This window comes from Blastococcus sp. TML/C7B (assembly GCF_016612845.1).
Classification (GTDB): domain Bacteria; phylum Actinomycetota; class Actinomycetes; order Mycobacteriales; family Geodermatophilaceae; genus Blastococcus.
Genome location: NZ_JAEOAA010000001.1, coordinates 474,752 through 488,690, shown reverse-complemented (window position 1 = coordinate 488,690; position 13,939 = coordinate 474,752). Strand labels below are relative to the sequence as shown.

The 13,939-nt window shown below is 75.8% G+C and carries 14 protein-coding genes, 1 tRNA gene and 3 pseudogenes; 12 read left to right on the top strand and 6 right to left on the bottom strand.

Annotation, left to right across the window (positions count from 1 at the left end; genetic code table 11):
• Nucleotides 1–85: 85 nt before the first annotated feature.
• The gene (locus JKP76_RS02425) at nucleotides 86–1,651 is read left to right on the top strand and encodes a cryptochrome/photolyase family protein (protein WP_309229430.1); all 1,566 of its coding nucleotides are present in this window, start codon (nucleotides 86–88) and stop codon (nucleotides 1,649–1,651) included.
• Here the strand turns inward: JKP76_RS02425 and JKP76_RS02420 are convergent, their stop codons facing one another.
• On the bottom strand, nucleotides 1,652–2,506 hold the full coding sequence (locus tag JKP76_RS02420) for a UbiA family prenyltransferase (protein ID WP_200489404.1): 855 nt from the start codon (nucleotides 2,504–2,506) through the stop codon (nucleotides 1,652–1,654).
• Between the two features lie 123 nt (nucleotides 2,507–2,629).
• Here JKP76_RS02420 and JKP76_RS02415 point away from each other — a divergent pair, with 123 nt between their 5' ends.
• The 8 genes and pseudogenes from JKP76_RS02415 (at nucleotide 2,630) to JKP76_RS02390 (ending at nucleotide 7,255) form a co-directional block, all read left to right on the top strand.
• On the top strand, nucleotides 2,630–3,112 hold the full coding sequence (locus JKP76_RS02415; RefSeq protein ID WP_040337433.1) for a CarD family transcriptional regulator: 483 nt from the start codon (nucleotides 2,630–2,632) through the stop codon (nucleotides 3,110–3,112).
• A gap of 50 nt (nucleotides 3,113–3,162) precedes the next feature.
• Nucleotides 3,163–3,840 (top strand): 2-C-methyl-D-erythritol 4-phosphate cytidylyltransferase, encoded by a 678-nt coding sequence (gene ispD, locus JKP76_RS02410; RefSeq protein ID WP_200489403.1) that lies wholly within the window; start codon nucleotides 3,163–3,165, stop codon nucleotides 3,838–3,840.
• Nucleotides 3,837–4,118: pseudogene (locus tag JKP76_RS23790) on the top strand (2-C-methyl-D-erythritol 2,4-cyclodiphosphate synthase); the annotation flags it as partial. The gene ispD and the pseudogene JKP76_RS23790, both read left to right, overlap by 4 nt.
• A gap of 76 nt (nucleotides 4,119–4,194) precedes the next feature.
• Complete coding sequence (locus JKP76_RS23785; RefSeq protein ID WP_375335636.1) at nucleotides 4,195–4,362, top strand: 2-C-methyl-D-erythritol 2,4-cyclodiphosphate synthase; 168 nt, start codon at nucleotides 4,195–4,197, stop codon at nucleotides 4,360–4,362.
• A gap of 10 nt (nucleotides 4,363–4,372) precedes the next feature.
• Nucleotides 4,373–5,125 (top strand): annotated as a pseudogene (locus tag JKP76_RS20100) (cysteine--tRNA ligase); the annotation flags it as partial.
• Between the two features lie 328 nt (nucleotides 5,126–5,453).
• Nucleotides 5,454–5,771 carry a hypothetical protein gene (locus tag JKP76_RS23155; RefSeq protein WP_309232948.1) on the top strand — a complete coding sequence of 106 codons (318 nt, stop codon included), beginning with the start codon at nucleotides 5,454–5,456 and terminating at the stop codon, nucleotides 5,769–5,771.
• Nucleotides 5,753–6,745, top strand: coding sequence for a 23S rRNA (guanosine(2251)-2'-O)-methyltransferase RlmB (rlmB, locus tag JKP76_RS02395; protein ID WP_242471159.1), 993 nt, complete (start codon nucleotides 5,753–5,755; stop codon nucleotides 6,743–6,745). Before JKP76_RS23155 ends, rlmB begins: the two co-directional genes overlap by 19 nt.
• Before the next feature lie 81 nt (nucleotides 6,746–6,826).
• Nucleotides 6,827–7,255 (top strand): CBS domain-containing protein, encoded by a 429-nt coding sequence (locus tag JKP76_RS02390; RefSeq protein WP_200489402.1) that lies wholly within the window; start codon nucleotides 6,827–6,829, stop codon nucleotides 7,253–7,255.
• A gap of 10 nt (nucleotides 7,256–7,265) precedes the next feature.
• Here the strand turns inward: JKP76_RS02390 and JKP76_RS02385 are convergent, their stop codons facing one another.
• From JKP76_RS02385 to JKP76_RS22885, 4 genes and pseudogenes are all read right to left on the bottom strand, one after another.
• Nucleotides 7,266–8,549 (bottom strand): DUF445 domain-containing protein, encoded by a 1,284-nt coding sequence (locus JKP76_RS02385; RefSeq protein ID WP_309229433.1) that lies wholly within the window; start codon nucleotides 8,547–8,549, stop codon nucleotides 7,266–7,268.
• Between the two features lie 43 nt (nucleotides 8,550–8,592).
• A complete protein-coding gene (locus tag JKP76_RS02380; RefSeq protein ID WP_309229434.1) occupies nucleotides 8,593–10,017 on the bottom strand; it encodes a trypsin-like peptidase domain-containing protein in 1,425 nt (474 codons plus the stop codon).
• 106 nt (nucleotides 10,018–10,123) lie between these two features.
• Nucleotides 10,124–10,648 (bottom strand): ABC transporter permease, encoded by a 525-nt coding sequence (locus JKP76_RS22030; protein ID WP_309232808.1) that lies wholly within the window; start codon nucleotides 10,646–10,648, stop codon nucleotides 10,124–10,126.
• 91 nt (nucleotides 10,649–10,739) lie between these two features.
• A pseudogene (locus JKP76_RS22885) lies at nucleotides 10,740–11,792 on the bottom strand (hypothetical protein); the annotation flags it as partial.
• Here JKP76_RS22885 and JKP76_RS02370 point away from each other — a divergent pair.
• The 3 genes from JKP76_RS02370 (at nucleotide 11,791) to JKP76_RS02360 (ending at nucleotide 13,510) form a co-directional block, all read left to right on the top strand.
• Nucleotides 11,791–12,249, top strand: a complete 459-nt coding sequence (locus JKP76_RS02370) for a GNAT family N-acetyltransferase (RefSeq protein ID WP_200489401.1) — start codon at nucleotides 11,791–11,793, stop codon at nucleotides 12,247–12,249. The pseudogene JKP76_RS22885 and the gene JKP76_RS02370 sit on opposite strands and share 2 nt — an antisense overlap.
• Nucleotides 12,250–12,330: 81 nt before the next feature.
• Complete coding sequence (locus JKP76_RS02365; RefSeq protein WP_200489400.1) at nucleotides 12,331–13,386, top strand: trans-aconitate 2-methyltransferase; 1,056 nt, start codon at nucleotides 12,331–12,333, stop codon at nucleotides 13,384–13,386.
• A 51-nt stretch (nucleotides 13,387–13,437) separates the two neighbouring features.
• Nucleotides 13,438–13,510: transfer RNA gene (locus JKP76_RS02360), tRNA-Thr, on the top strand.
• A 19-nt stretch (nucleotides 13,511–13,529) separates the two neighbouring features.
• Here the strand turns inward: JKP76_RS02360 and JKP76_RS02355 are convergent.
• Complete coding sequence (locus JKP76_RS02355; protein ID WP_200489399.1) at nucleotides 13,530–13,928, bottom strand: DUF5313 family protein; 399 nt, start codon at nucleotides 13,926–13,928, stop codon at nucleotides 13,530–13,532.
• Nucleotides 13,929–13,939: the final 11 nt, after the last annotated feature.

Sequence of the window (13,939 nt, the reverse complement as noted above, 5' to 3'; positions counted from 1 at the left end):
TCGAGGTAGCGGTTCCCGGGGGTCGGGACCGAAGTCGCGTGCAGCCTATCGGGCACCGCACGATGCTCGCCGGGAGGTGAGGCCGGTGGCGTCGAGCACGACCGGGATGGGGCACGGGGCGGGCGACCCGGCGCTCGCCGATTTCCCCGCGGAGGCCCCGGGCACCCGGCGCTGGTGCTTCGCCGACCAGCTGGGCCCGCACTTCCTCGACCGGCCCGACCAGCCGGTGCTGCTGGTCGAGTCGCGGGCGGTGCTCGGACGCCGCCGGTTCCACCGCCAGAAGGCGCACCTGGTGCTGTCGGCGCTGCGGCACCGGGCCGCCGAGCTGGGCGACCGGGCGGAGTTCCACCAGGTCGGCACCTACGCCGAGGCGCTGGACCGGGTGCGGGAGCCGCTGAGCGTCTGCGCACCGACGTCCTGGGCCGCCCGCGACCTCGTCCTCCGCCGTCCCGGCGTCGAGGTGCTGGCCGCGCGCGGCTTCGTGACCACCCAGCCGCAGTTCGCCGCCTGGGCGGAGGGCCGGGGCGGTCGCCGGCTGCTGATGGAGGACTTCTACCGCGAGTCCCGCCGGGGCCACGACGTCCTCATGAGCGGGGCCGAGCCGGTGGGCGGGCGCTGGAACCTCGATGCGGAGAACCGCGAACCCCCGCCGGCCGATGGGCGGATCGGCGTCCCCGAGCCCTGGTGGCCGGAGGAGGACGACATCGACGCCGAGGTCCGCGCCGACCTCGACCGGTGGGCGGCCGACGGGCTGGTCTCCTTCATCGGGGACGACGGCCCGCGGCTGTTCCCAGTCACCCGGGCCGAGGCCCTGCACCGGCTGGAGGACTTCCTCGAGCACCGGCTGGGCGCGTTCGGGCCGCACGAGGACGCGATGCTGACCGGCGACCGGTGGCTGGCCCACTCGCTGCTGTCCCCGGCGCTCAACCTGGGGCTGCTCGACCCGCTCGAGGTCGTCGTCGCCGCGGAGCGCAGCGCCCGCGACCGCGCCGCCGCCGGCGAGCTCCTGCCGCTCAACAGCGTCGAGGGCTTCGTGCGGCAGGTCATGGGCTGGCGCGACTACGTCTGGCACATGTACTGGCACCTCGGCCGCGACTTCCGGGCCCGGAACCACCTCGGGGCGCACGCCGCGGTGCCGGACTGGCTGGCCGGGCTGGACGACGCGGCGGTCGACGCGGCCTGCCTCTCCGACGTCCTGGGCGACCTGCGCCGCGACGGCTGGGTGCACCACATCCCGCGGCTCATGGTGCTCGGCAACTACGCCCTGCAGCGCGGCATCGACCCCTCGACCATGACCGACTGGTTCCACGAGAGCTTCGTCGACGGCTACGAGTGGGTGATGGTCGCCAACGTCGTCGGCATGAGCCAGCACGCCGACGGCGGGGTGCTGGCGACCAAGCCCTACGCCTCGGGCGGCGCCTACATCGACCGGATGAGCGACTACTGCGGCGGCTGCCGGTACGACCCGAGGAAGCGGCTGGGGGAGGACGCCTGCCCGTTCACCGCCGGCTACTGGGCGTTCCTGGACCGCACGCGGGAGCGGCTGGCCGGCAACCACCGCATGCGCCGTCCCCTCCAGGGGCTCGACCGGCTGGCCGACCTGCCCGCGGTCGTCGAGCAGGAGCGGCTGCGCGGCACCGAGGCGCCCTGATCAGCCGAGCGCCGCTCCGCCGGCCAGCAGCAGGACGACGTCCAGCACGGTCAGCAGCATGACGGCCGGGAAGGCCAGCCGGCTGCCGCGCGGGGTGCCGGCGAGCGAGGCGACGACGGCGGCCGGCACGGCGACGACCAGCCCGGCCCACCCGGCGGCGGTCGGCGCGCCGTCGGGGGCGAGGACCAGCACCAGGGAGGCGGCGAGCAGCAGCACCGCGCAGGTGATCGCGGAGGCGCGGGCGCCGAGCCGGTGCGGCAGGCCCCGGACACCGGTGGCGAGGTCGTCTTCCAGGTCGGGGGCGACGTTGGCCAGGTGGGCCGCGGCCCCCAGCCCCCCCCCGGCGGCGACGAGCCACCACGGTGCCGACGGCGTGCCCGGCGCCGCGGCGACCACGCCGGCCGGCAGCGCCCCGAACCCGGTGACGTAGGGCAGCACGGAGGCCGCGGTGCGCTTCAGACCGGCGTTGTAGACCCATCCGCTGGCCACCAGGACGAGCAGCAGCAGCCCGGGGGTGAGGCCGAGCAGCAGGGAGAGGACGACGGCCGCCGCGGCCGAGCCGAGCGCCGCGGCGCGCAGCAGCCCCGGGTCCACCGCGCCGGTCACCACCGGCTTGTCGGCGCGCGCGACGGCGCGGTCACGGTCGGCGTCCAGCCAGTCGTTGCTCCAGCCGATGGACGCCTGACCTGCGAGAACGGCGAGGCCGACCAGCGCGGTCCGCGCGGCGCCGACGTCCGCGGCGACCGCCAGCAGCGTCGCCACCGTGGTCACGGCGAGCGCCGGACCGGGGTGCGTGGCGCGCGTCAGCGCGACCGCGAGACCCCCTCGCGAGCTGTGTCCACGCACACCGTCCATGCCTCTGTCAACCCCTCGTCCGGGGGCGATCAGCCCTCTGACCTGCACCTTTGCGGCACTGCTCGGATCCGTCGGGTCAGTCTGCCGTGGTACTCTGGGGTCAGCGAAAGGGGTCACATTCACATGGGCTTCACTGTCGGCGAGACCGTCGTCTATCCGCACCACGGCGCCGCTCTGATCGAGGCGATCGAGCAGCGGACCATCAAGGGCGTCGAGCGCGCGTATCTCGTGCTGAAGGTCGCCCAGGGCGATCTGACCGTGCGCGTCCCGGCTGACAACGCCGAGATCGTCGGTGTCCGTGACGTCGTTGGCCAGGAGGGCCTCGACAAGGTGTTCGAGGTGCTCCGCGCCCCGCACACCGAGGAGCCGACCAACTGGTCGCGCCGCTACAAGGCCAACCTCGAGAAGCTGGCCTCCGGTGACGTGAACAAGGTGGCCGAGGTCGTCCGCGACCTCTGGCGCCGCGACAAGGACCGCGGCCTGTCGGCCGGGGAGAAGCGCATGCTCTCCAAGGCGCGCCAGATCCTGGTCAGCGAGCTCGCGCTCGCCGAGGGCACCAACGAGGACAAGGCCGAGATCCTGCTCGACGAGGTCCTCGCCAGCTGAGCCCGGTCCTGCCGAGCACCGCTGTCCCGAAGAACGTCCGGACCACTCCCGTGCACGCTGTCGCGATCGTCGCAGCGGCCGGGAGTGGTTCGCGTCTGGGGGCCGAACTGCCCAAGGCGCTGGTCCTGCTCGGCGGCCGCCCGCTCGTCGCCCGCGCGGTCGAGGGTCTGCTCGCCGGCGGCGTGGCCGAGGTGGTGGTCGTCGTCCCCGCCGCGCAGCGCCCGGCCTTCGAGGCCGCCCTCCCCGCGGAGGTCACCGTCGTCGACGGCGGCGCCACCCGCACCGCCTCGGTCCGGGCCGGCCTGGCCGCCGCCGGGCCGGCCGCCACCGCGGTGCTGGTGCACGACGCGGCCCGGCCGCTCACCCCGCCCGAGGCGATCGCCCGCGTGCTGAGCGCGCTCGAGGCCGGCGCCCCCGCGGTGGTCCCCGTGCTCCCCGTCGTCGACACCACCGTGCTGGTCGACGACGACGGCCTGGTCGTCGAGGCGGTGCCGCGCGCGCAGCTGCGCCGCGTGCAGACCCCGCAGGGCTTCGACCGGGCCACCCTCGAGTCCGCCTACGCCGCCCTCGACCCCGACGCCGACCTCACCGACGACGCCGCCGTCGTCCGGGCCGCCGGGGTGCCGGTGACCACCGTCGCCGGGGACGAGCGCGCCGCGAAGGTCACCGTCGCCCACGACCTGGCGCTGGCCGAGCTCGCCCTGACCCTCGAAGAGGCCGCCCCATGAGCAGCGCACTGCCCCGCGTCGGCGTCGGCACCGACGTCCACCCCGTCGAGGCCGGCCGCGCCTGCTGGCTGGCCGGCCTGGAGTGGCCGGGCGCCGACGGCTGCGCCGGGCACTCCGACGGCGACGTCGTGGCGCACGCGATCACCGACGCCGTGCTCTCCGCGGCGGGGATGGGGGACATCGGCGGGCTGCTGGGCACCGACGACCCGCGCTGGGCCGGCGCCCGCGGCGCCGACGTCCTCGCGCACGTCCGCGAGGTGCTCGCCGGCGCCGGCTGGCTGGTCGGCAACGTCGCGGTGCAGCTGATCGGCAACACCCCCAAGGTGGGGCCGCGCCGGTGCCGAGGCCGAGGCGGTGCTGTCGGCCGCGCTGGGCGCCCCGGTGAGCGTGACCGCCACCACCACCGACGGGCTCGGGCTGACAGGCCGGGGCGAGGGGCGGGCGGCGGTGGCCACCGCGCTGGTGGTCCGGACGAGGGAGCCCGGCTCTCCGCAGGCGGAAGCAGTCCCCGCGACTCCGTAGACTCGGCGCAGTGAGCCTCCGCCTGTACGACACGGCCGCCCGCGCGGTCCGCGACTTCACGCCCCTGCGTGCCGGTCGGGCGTCGCTCTACGTCTGCGGTCTCACCGTGCAGGGCCCCCCGCACGTGGGCCACATCCGGGCCGCGGTCTCCTTCGACGTGCTGCGCCGCTGGCTGGACGCGAGCGGCCTCGAGGTTACCTACGTCCGGAACGTCACCGACCTCGACGACAAGATCCTCGCGAAGGCCGCCGAGCGCGACGTGCCGTGGTGGGCGTGGGCGTTCCTCAACGAGCGCGCCTGCACCCGCGCCTACGACGTCCTGGGCGTGCTGCCGCCCACCGTCGAGCCGCGGGCCACCGGGCACGTCCCCGAGATGGTCGAGCTCATGCAGCGGCTGATCGACCGCGGGCACGCCTACGCCGTCGACGGCGACGTCTACTTCGACGTGCGCTCCTTCCCGGAGTACGGGGCGCTCACCGGCCAGCGGCTGGAGCACCTGGAACCGGCGGCGGACACCGAGACCGACGAGCGCAAGCGCGATCCGCGCGACTTCGCCCTCTGGAAGGCGCACAAGCCCGGCGAGCCGGAGACCGCCTCGTGGGCGACGCCATGGGGCCGCGGCCGGCCCGGCTGGCACCTGGAGTGCTCGGCGATGGCCGGCAAGTACCTGGGCGAGGCCTTCGACATCCACGGCGGCGGCCTGGACCTGCGTTTCCCGCACCACGAGAACGAGCAGGCGCAGTCCCGCGCAGCGGGTGACCGGTTCGCCCAGTACTGGATGCACAACGGCTGGGTCACCCTCGGCGGCGAGAAGATGAAGCAAGTCGCTGGGCAACACCGCGCTGGTCGACGAGGTCGTCCGGCGGGTGCGCCCGGTGGAGCTGCGCTACTACCTCGTCGCCCCGCACTACCGCTCGACGATCGAGTTCACCGACGCCGCCCTGGACGAGGCGGCCGCCGGTTACCGGCGGATCGAGTCGTTCGTGAAGCGCGCGGCCGAGCGCGTCGGTGCCGACGCCGAGGGGCAGCTGCCCCCGGCCTTCACGGCCGCCCTGGACGACGACCTGGGCACCCCGGCGGCGATCGCCGCGGTGCACGAGGCCGTCCGGCAGGGCAACACCGCGCTGGGCGACGGCGATGACTCGGGCACCGCGGCCGCGCTCGGCGCCGTCCGGGCCATGCTCGGCGTCCTGGGCCTGGACCCGCTGGACCCCCAGTGGGCCACCGGCTCCGACGACCGGCTCGCGCAGGCGACCGACGGCCTGGTGGCGCTCGCCCTGCAGCAGCGCCAGGCCGCACGGGTCCGCAAGGACTTCGCCGCCGCGGACGCGATCCGCGACCAACTGACCACCCTCGGCGTCACCGTCGAGGACACCCCTGATGGACCCCGATGGGAGCTGAGCCGCTGATGGCCGGCAACAGCCAGCGCCGAGGCCGGAGCGACGGCGCCGGCAAGAAGCGGGCGACCGCCGGGACCGGCGGCAAGAACCGCCGTTCCCTCGTGGGCCGGGGCGCGACGCCGCCGGCCGAGCAGCGCTACGGCCACCCGGCCCAGCGCAGGGCCCAGGCCGCCGAGCGGCAGCGCGCCGACCGCACCCGGGCCCGGCAGCGCGCCGAGGAGGCGCCCGAGCTGCTCCTCGGCCGCAACCCGGTGGTCGAGGCGCTGCGCGCGCGGATCCCGGCCAACGCCCTCTACGTCGTCACCGGCGACAACCAGCGCACCACCGACGAGCGGATCATCGAGGCGCTGGGCCTGGCCGCCGACCGCGGCCTGCCGCTGCTCGAGGTCGGCAAGGCCGAGTTCGACCGCATGTCGCAGGGTGCGCTGCACCAGGGCATCGGCCTGCAGGTGCCGCCGTACGACTACGCGCACCCCGACGACCTGCTCGACCTGGCGAACGACTCCGGCCGCCCGCCGCTGCTGGTCGCCCTCGACGGGGTCACCGACCCGCGCAACCTCGGTGCCGTCGTCCGCTCCGCGGCCGCCTTCGACGCGCACGGCGTCGTCGTCCCGCAGCGCCGCGCCGTCGGCATGACCGCGTCGGCCTGGCGCACCAGCGCCGGTGCCGCCGCGCGCATCCCGGTGGCGCGGGCGGTGAACCTGCCGCGCGCGCTCGGCTCCTACCAGGACGCCGGGCTGCAGACGGTCGGCCTGGCCGCCGAGGGCGACGTCGACCTGCACGAGTACGACGGCTTCGCCGACGCGGTGGCGCTGGTCGTGGGTGCCGAGGGCACCGGCCTGTCGCGGCTGGTGCGCGAGAAGTGCGACGTCGTCGTCCGCATCCCGATCGACCGGGACACCGAGTCGCTCAACGTGAGCGTCGCCGCGGGCGTCGCGCTCTACCAGGTGGCGCTGCGCCGCCGGGAGGCCGCGGCCCTGTAACACGGGCCCTGCAGCCGGGCCCGTTGCCTCCCGAGGGGGCGGAGGAGCACACTCCGCGGCACCGCCCCCGAGGAGGTCCCCGTGCAGATCAGCCACCTGCTCCGCCGCAAGGATCCCGTGGTCGCCACGATCGACGGGTCCGACAGCGTCCGCTCCGCGCTCGCCCTGCTGGCGGCGAAGGGGATCGGCGCGCTCGTCGTCTCCTCCGACGGCCGCCACGTCGACGGCATCATCTCCGAGCGCGACGTCGCCCGCGGGCTGCACGAACGCGGGGCGGGGCTGCTCGCCGAACCGGTCTCCAGCGTCATGACCACCGAGGTGCACGTCTGCCCGCCCGACGCCAGCGTCGACGGCCTGGCCCGCACGATGACCGACCACAGGGTCCGGCACGTGCCCGTCGTCGCCGACGACGTGCTGGTCGGCATCGTCTCGATCGGCGACGTCGTCAAGGCGCGCCTGGACGAGCTGGAGGAGGAGCGCCGGCAGCTGGTCGACTACATCCAGACCTGACCGCGGCGGCTCAGCCGATCAGCTGGGCGACGGTGTAGATGACCAGCCCGGCGAGGCCGCCGACGACGGTGCCGTTCACCCGGATCCACTGCAGGTCGCGGCCGACCTGGAGCTCGATCCGCCGGCTGGTCTCCTCGGTGTCCCAGCGGGCCACGGTGCTGCTGACCAGGTCCGCGGCGTCGGCGGAGAACCGCTCGACCAGGTAGCCGGCGACGCCGTGGGCGTGCCGCTGCACCAGCTCGCGGACCGTCGGGTCGGTCTCCAGCAGCCGGGCGCCGTGCAGGATCAGGCCGGTGACGCGGGCGCGCAGCTCGGAGCCGGGGTCGGCGGCCGCGGTGAGGACGGCGCTCTTGGCGTTGGACCACAGCGAGCCCGACCAGGTGCGCACCGCGGGGTGCTCGAGCAGCTCCTTCTTGAGCGACTCGACGCGGGCCGCGGTGTCCGGGTCGGTGCGCAGCGCCTCGACGTAGGCCCGCAGCCGGACGTCGTAGGAGTGCCGCAGCGGGTGGCGGGGGTCGCTGCCGACCTCCTCGAAGAACCGCTGGAGGCCGGCGAAGATGCGGTCGAACACCCGGTCGTCGACCCAGTCCGGCACCCACGCGGGCGAGGCGTCACCCAGCTGCGCCCGGAACACCAGCCGGTTGTCCTCCAGGAAGCGGGAGAGCAGCCGCAGCGCCGCCGACAGCACCTCCTGGTGCCGGTCGCCGTCGACGACCAGCTCGAGCACCCGGGCGAGGGCCGGCGCGGCCGGGGTCTCGTGCAGCTTGCGCTGGACCAGGGCGGCGACGGCGGGCTCGAGGTCCTCGTCGCGCAGCAGGTCGGTGAGCGCGCTGAGGGCCGCGGCGGCGTCCCCAGAGAGGCGCTCGGCGCGACCGGGGGAGGCGAGGAAGGCGCCCAGCCGCCCGGGGACGTCGACGGTGGTGAGCTTCTCCTCGACGACGCTGCGGGTCAGGAAGTTCTCCTGGACGAAGGTGCCCAGGCTCTCGCCGATCTGGTCCTTCTTGCGCGGGATGATCGCGGTGTGCGGGATGGGCAGCCCGAGCGGGTGCCGGAACAGCGCGGTGACGGCGAACCAGTCGGCCAGCGCGCCCACCATCGACGCCTCGGCGGTCGCGCGGACGTAGCCGACCCAGGCGCCCTGCTCGGGCCCGAGCAGGACGCAGCCGACGAAGACGGCGGCGGCGACCAGGAACAGCCCGGTCGCCAGCCGCTTCATGCGGGCGAGGTCGCGCGCCCGCTGCGGATCGTCCAGCGAGCCGGTCAGCGGGAGGGTCGACGGGCGGGGTACCTGCACGGGCCGAGCCTAGGTACCCCGCCTGCCCTCCTGCCTCCGCGGCTCAGCCGGTGGTGCCGAGGGTGACCTCGACGGTGCGGTCGCCGCCGTCCCGGCGGACGGTGAGCTCGACCTTCGAGCCCGGCGCCTCGCTGCGCACCGCCGCGGTCAGCTCGGTGGAGGTGGTCACGGGGCGCTTGCCGACGGCGGTGACGACGTCGCCGGGGACGATGCCGGCGTCCGCGGCGGCGCTGTCGGGCTCGACGCTGACGACCTCGGCGCCGTTGCCGACCTCGCTGCTGGCCCCGCCGGAGGCGGTGGTGGCGCGGACCCCCAGGTAGGCGCGGGTGGCCTTGCCGGTCTCCCGGATCTCGTCCCCGATCCGCTTGGCGGTGTTGCTCGGGATGGCGAAGCCGACGCCGATGTTGCCGCTCTGCGCGTCGCCGCCGACGCTGCCGGAGGCGACCGTGGCGATCGCGGTGTTGATGCCGATGACCTCGCCGGCGCCGTTGACCAGCGCGCCGCCGGAGTTGCCGGGGTTGATCGCCGCGTCGGTCTGGATCGCGTCGATGACGGTGGCGTCGTCCTGCGAGGAGCCGGTCTGCACGGCACGCCCGGTGGCGCTGATGATGCCGTCGGTGACCGTGTTGGACAGGCCCAGCGGGGCACCGATGGCGACGGCGACGTCGCCCACCTGGACGTCGTCGGAGTCGGCGAAGGTGGCCGGGGTGAGCCCGGAGGCGTCCGCCAGCTTGACAACGGCGATGTCGGAGGCCGGGTCGGTGCCGACCACCTCGGCGTCGTAGAGCGTGCCGTCGGAGGTGCGCACCTGGACTGTGCCGCCCTCGGCCTCGACGACGTGGTTGTTGGTGAGGACGTAGCCGTCCTCGGTGAGGACGACGCCCGAGCCGCTACCCGCGCTGGTCCGGCTGGTCACGTAGACGGTGACCACGCTGGGCGCGGCCTTGGCGGCGGCCGCGGTGGCGGTGGTCGCCGACTCGGGGTTGCGGATGACGACGTTCTGCGCGGCCGCGGGCGAGTTGCCGGAGCTGCCGCCGCCGTCGTCCAGCGCCGCGACGCCGGCACCGGCGGCGCCGCCGATCAGCGCGCCGGCGACCAGCCCGGCCAGGCCGATGCGCAGCCGGCCGGACCGGCGGGCGGCCGGCGTGGGCTCGGGCGCGGCACCGGGATCCCCGGCGGGAGCGCCGGGCGGCGGGCCGCCGAGGCCGCCCGTCCCGGCGGGGGCCGGGACGGGCGTGGTGACCTGGCGCGGCGGGCCCCAGTAGGGCTGCTGGCCGTAGGCGGGGGGCCCGTACGACGGTTGGCCGTAGGGCTGCTGCCCGTACTGCGGCTGGCCCTGGTGCGGCTGCCCGTAGGGGGCGCCGTAGGGCTGCGGGCGGGCGGGAGGCTGCTGCCCGGGCAGGGACTGCCCGCCGGCGCCGCCGTCCGCGGGCTCCGGGCCGGTACCCGAGGATCCGTGTGCGCTCACTGGTCGACTCCTCCCTCCGCGCGGCCGTCCGGCCGGCGCGACGGTCCCACTGTCCAGCCCCGCACTGGCGCGCGGCTGGAGGCTGCCTGTGAGCTGCCTGGACGGGTCAACGCGGGACGTCGTCCAGCAATGCCCCGTGCCCCACCAGCTCGGTGACGGCCCAGACCGCCAGCGTCTCCGCGGCGAGCAGCCCGACGAGCACGAGCAGCTGGGCGGCACCGGCCTCCAGCGGCGTCCCGCCACCGAGCAGGACGCCGACGAAGGCGCCGGGCAGGGTGACCAGGCCGACGGTGCGGGTCTGGTCCAGCGGCGGGACGAGCGCCGAGGCGGCCGCGGGGCGGATGACGAACAGCACCGCCTCGCGCGGGAGGAAGCCCAGTGCGAGCGCGGCCTCCACCTCGCCCCGCCGCTGCTCCAGCTCCTCCCGCAGCCGGCGCCCGGCGAGCGAGGTCGCGGTCATGGCGCCGCCGATGAGGATGCCGGCGATGGGGATGACCGACTCGCCGCGGAAGGGCACCGTCCCGCTGGCCAGCACGAGGAGCACGACCGGCGCGGCGCCGCCGGCGATCGGCAGCACGGTGGACAGCAGCCGCTCGCGCGCGCCGGGGGAGCGCAGCGGCCGCCCGGTCACCCGCCCGGCGGCGGTGACCGCGGCGACGGCCGGTCATGAGCAGGACGAACGCCGCGGACAGCAGCAACGACCCGACGACGGCGAGCAGGACCGCCGAGACCGCGGCCAGCTGCACCGTGGCGCGGACCGCCGCGACGAGGATCGGCCGCCCCTCGCCGAGGCCGGAGAGGTGACCGGCCGTGGCGGCCAGGGCGGTCAGCGCGACGAGGACGAGGGCCAGCCGGAGGTCCGGGTCGACGACGGAGGAGCCCACGGGCGTGGATCCTGCCCGGCGGCCGCGTCGGCTCCGACCCGGGCGCTGCGCGACACCCCGGGAGCCCGTGCATAACGGGCGGGGCGGGGGTAGTGCGCCCGCACCGGCGCCCGCTGCGGGCGCCGTTCCCGTCCCGGCGCACCGCGGAGGCCGCCCGTGCCCGCTCCGTTCCTCCGGTCGGCCCTCGTGGTCGCCGTCCCCGTCGGCGCCGTCCTGGCGGTGGTGGGTGCTCTGGCGCTCGGCGTGCCGGGCCTGGTCTCGGTGCTGGTCGTGGCGGCGGTGGTCGGGGTCACCAGCGCCGGGGTGGTCCGGGAGGCGGGCGGCGCGCAGCGGGGGACGGCCGTCGACGCGGGCCCCCGGGCGGCCGGCTGGACGGCCGGGGTGCTGCTGGTGCTCGCCGGGACCGCCGCGCTGGCCGGTGGTCTGGTCGCCGTCCTCACCGGTGCCGTGGTCGGGGCCGTCGTGCTGGCGGTGCGGCTGCACCGCGCCGAGGACCCGCCGCACGCGGCCACGCGTCCCCGTCCCGTGTCGGCCCGCCCCACCCCCGCCCGTCGTCCCGCGCCTGCCGGATCGGCGCTCCTCGTGCCGCCGGTGGGCGGGTTGAGCACACCCGCCCTGGGCGAGGAGTGGGTGCGCAGCACCGCACTGCTCGACGCCCGCCTGGACCCGGTCGTGCGGCGGGCGGTCGTGGCGCGGCGGGAGGAGCTCCTCGACGAGCTGGAGCGGCGCGACCCGGCGGGCGTGGCGCGGTGGCTGGCCGGCGGCCCGGAGGCGGCCAGACGATCCGGCGGAGCACGTCCGCGACCACCCGGCGGCGGGCACCGAGGCCGCCTGACCCGCGGCCGGAAACCGGTCGCGCCCCGCTGCGGACCGGTGCAGCCTGCTCCGCATGACGGCCGACGACGTGGTCCTGCGCCGCGCCCGGGCGGCCGACGCCGCGGACGTCGCGGAGGTCTGGCTGAGCTCCTTCGCCGCCGCGCTGCCCACCGTGCGCCGGGCGCACGGCGACGACGACGTCCGGCGGTGGATCCGCGACGTCGTCGTGCCGGGGGAGGACACCTGGGTGGCCGAGAGCGGCGGCGCGGTCGTCGGCGTCCTCGCGCTCTCCCCGGGGTGGATCGACCAGCTCTACCTCGCGCCGGCGTCCCGCGGCCGGGGGATCGGCGATCGGTGCGTGGCGCTGGCGCAGGAGCGCTACCCCGGTGGGCTGGAGCTGTGGACCTTCCGGGTCAACCGCCCCGCGCAGCGGTTCTACGAGCGGCACGGGTTCGTCGCCGTCGAGCGCACCGACGGGTCGGGCAACGAGGAGCGCGAGCCCGACGTCCGCTACCGGTGGCGGCCGGCGTAGGGACCTGCGTCCCTGGCACCGGGCCGCCACCCGGCGGGACAGTGGACCGCCACGGGGTCCGCTCCTCCGCTGGGAGTCGCCATGACCGTGGACGAGGCCAGGATGAACGAGCTGCTCGGGCGGTTCGTCGTCGACGTGGGGGCCAGCTTCCAGGCGCTGGGGGCGGTCATCGGCGACCGGCTCGGGCTCTACCGGGCGCTGCTGGCGGTGATGCCGGCCGGGCCGGCGGAGGTCGCCCGCGAGGCGGGCGTCGACGAGCGGTACGTGCGCGAGTGGCTGTCCACGCAGGCGGCCGGCGGCTACGTGACCTACGACCCCGCGGACGGGACGTTTTCGCTGACCGAGGAGCAGGCCTTCGTGCTCGCGGACCCGGCCGGCATGCAGGCGGCCGCCGCCTTCCTCATCCCGCTGGCGGCCGGCGTCAACCTCGACACGATCACCGAGGCCTTCCGCGCCGGTGACGGTTTCCCCTGGCACGCCCAGGACCCGATGCTGTTCGAGGGCACCGAGCGCTTCTTCCGCCCCGGGTACGTGGCGAACCTGGTCTCCTCGTGGATCCCCGCGCTCGACGGCGTCGAGGACCGGCTCCGGGCGGGGGCGGACGTCGCCGACATCGGCTGCGGTCACGGCTCCTCGACGCTGCTGCTCGCGCAGGCCTACCCGGAGTCCCGCGTCGTCGGCTTCGACTACCACGAGCCGTCGATCGAGCAGGCGCGCAAACGGGCCGCGGACGCCGGGCTCGACGGCCGGGTCTCCTTCGAGGTGGCCAGCGCCGCGTCCTTCCCCGGCGAGGGCTACGACCTGGTCGCCGTCTTCGATGCGCTCCACGACATGCCCGACCCGCTCGGCGCCGCCCGGCACGTCCGGGAGGCGCTCGCCGACGACGGCGTGTTCCTCCTGGTCGAGCCGTTCGCCGGTGACCGGCTGGAAGACAACCTCAACCCCGTCGGCCGGCTCTTCTACGGGGCATCCACGGTGATCTGCGTGGCGCACTCGAAGAGCGGCGAACCGGGGACGGCGCTCGGCGCGCAGGCCGGCGAGGCGCGGCTCGCGTCGTTGCTCGGCGAGGCCGGGTTCACCCGTGTGCGGCGGGCCACCGAGACCCCGTTCAACCTGGTGCTGGACGCGCGCCCCTGAACGGTGCGCTGCACGCTCCCTATGCTGGTCGGGGGACCTGTCCCATGTCCCGCCGACGTGGCGCAATTGGTAGCGCACCCGACTTGTAATCGGGCGGTTAGGGGTTCAAGTCCCCTCGTCGGCTCGATGCCCGGGCGACCGGCTCAGTCGAAGCTGCCGGCGCCGTCCCGGCGGTAGCGCGCCCTGCGCTCGATGCGGTCCCGCTCGGCGCGCTCCTCGCGCACCCGGGCCGCCGTCCCCGGCGGGTAGCCGGCCTTCACGACCCGGTGCTCGATCGTCTCGGTCATGAAGGCCATCGAGAAGAGCAGCCCGATGAGCAGCCCGCCGAACGCGGCCGACAGCCGGTAGGACAGCGCGACCGGCGGAACGATCAGGCAGAGCGCGATCAACGGCAGCATCTGCACGACCGCCCGCGTGAAGTGCCGCCAGATCCAGGTGCGCCGGGTCGTGTCGGCCAGCACCCACGGCGAGAGCCGCCGGGGGAGGCCGCCGCCGAGCGCATACCAGACCCACTGCGCCGGGTTGGGCCGTTCTGCGTGCACGCCTCCGACGG

What these genes read in the sequence shown, in the direction of transcription:
- JKP76_RS02420 (WP_200489404.1), bottom strand. Translation starts at nt 2,506, where the DNA reads ATGGACGGTGTGCGTGGACACAGCTCGCGAGGGGGTCTCGCGGTCGCG.
- JKP76_RS02370 (WP_200489401.1), top strand. Translation starts at nt 11,791, where the DNA reads ATGACGGCCGACGACGTGGTCCTGCGCCGCGCCCGGGCGGCCGACGCC.
- JKP76_RS02415 (WP_040337433.1), top strand. Translation starts at nt 2,630, where the DNA reads ATGGGCTTCACTGTCGGCGAGACCGTCGTCTATCCGCACCACGGCGCC.
- JKP76_RS02365 (WP_200489400.1), top strand. Translation starts at nt 12,331, where the DNA reads ATGACCGTGGACGAGGCCAGGATGAACGAGCTGCTCGGGCGGTTCGTC.
- rlmB (WP_242471159.1), top strand. Translation starts at nt 5,753, where the DNA reads ATGGGAGCTGAGCCGCTGATGGCCGGCAACAGCCAGCGCCGAGGCCGG.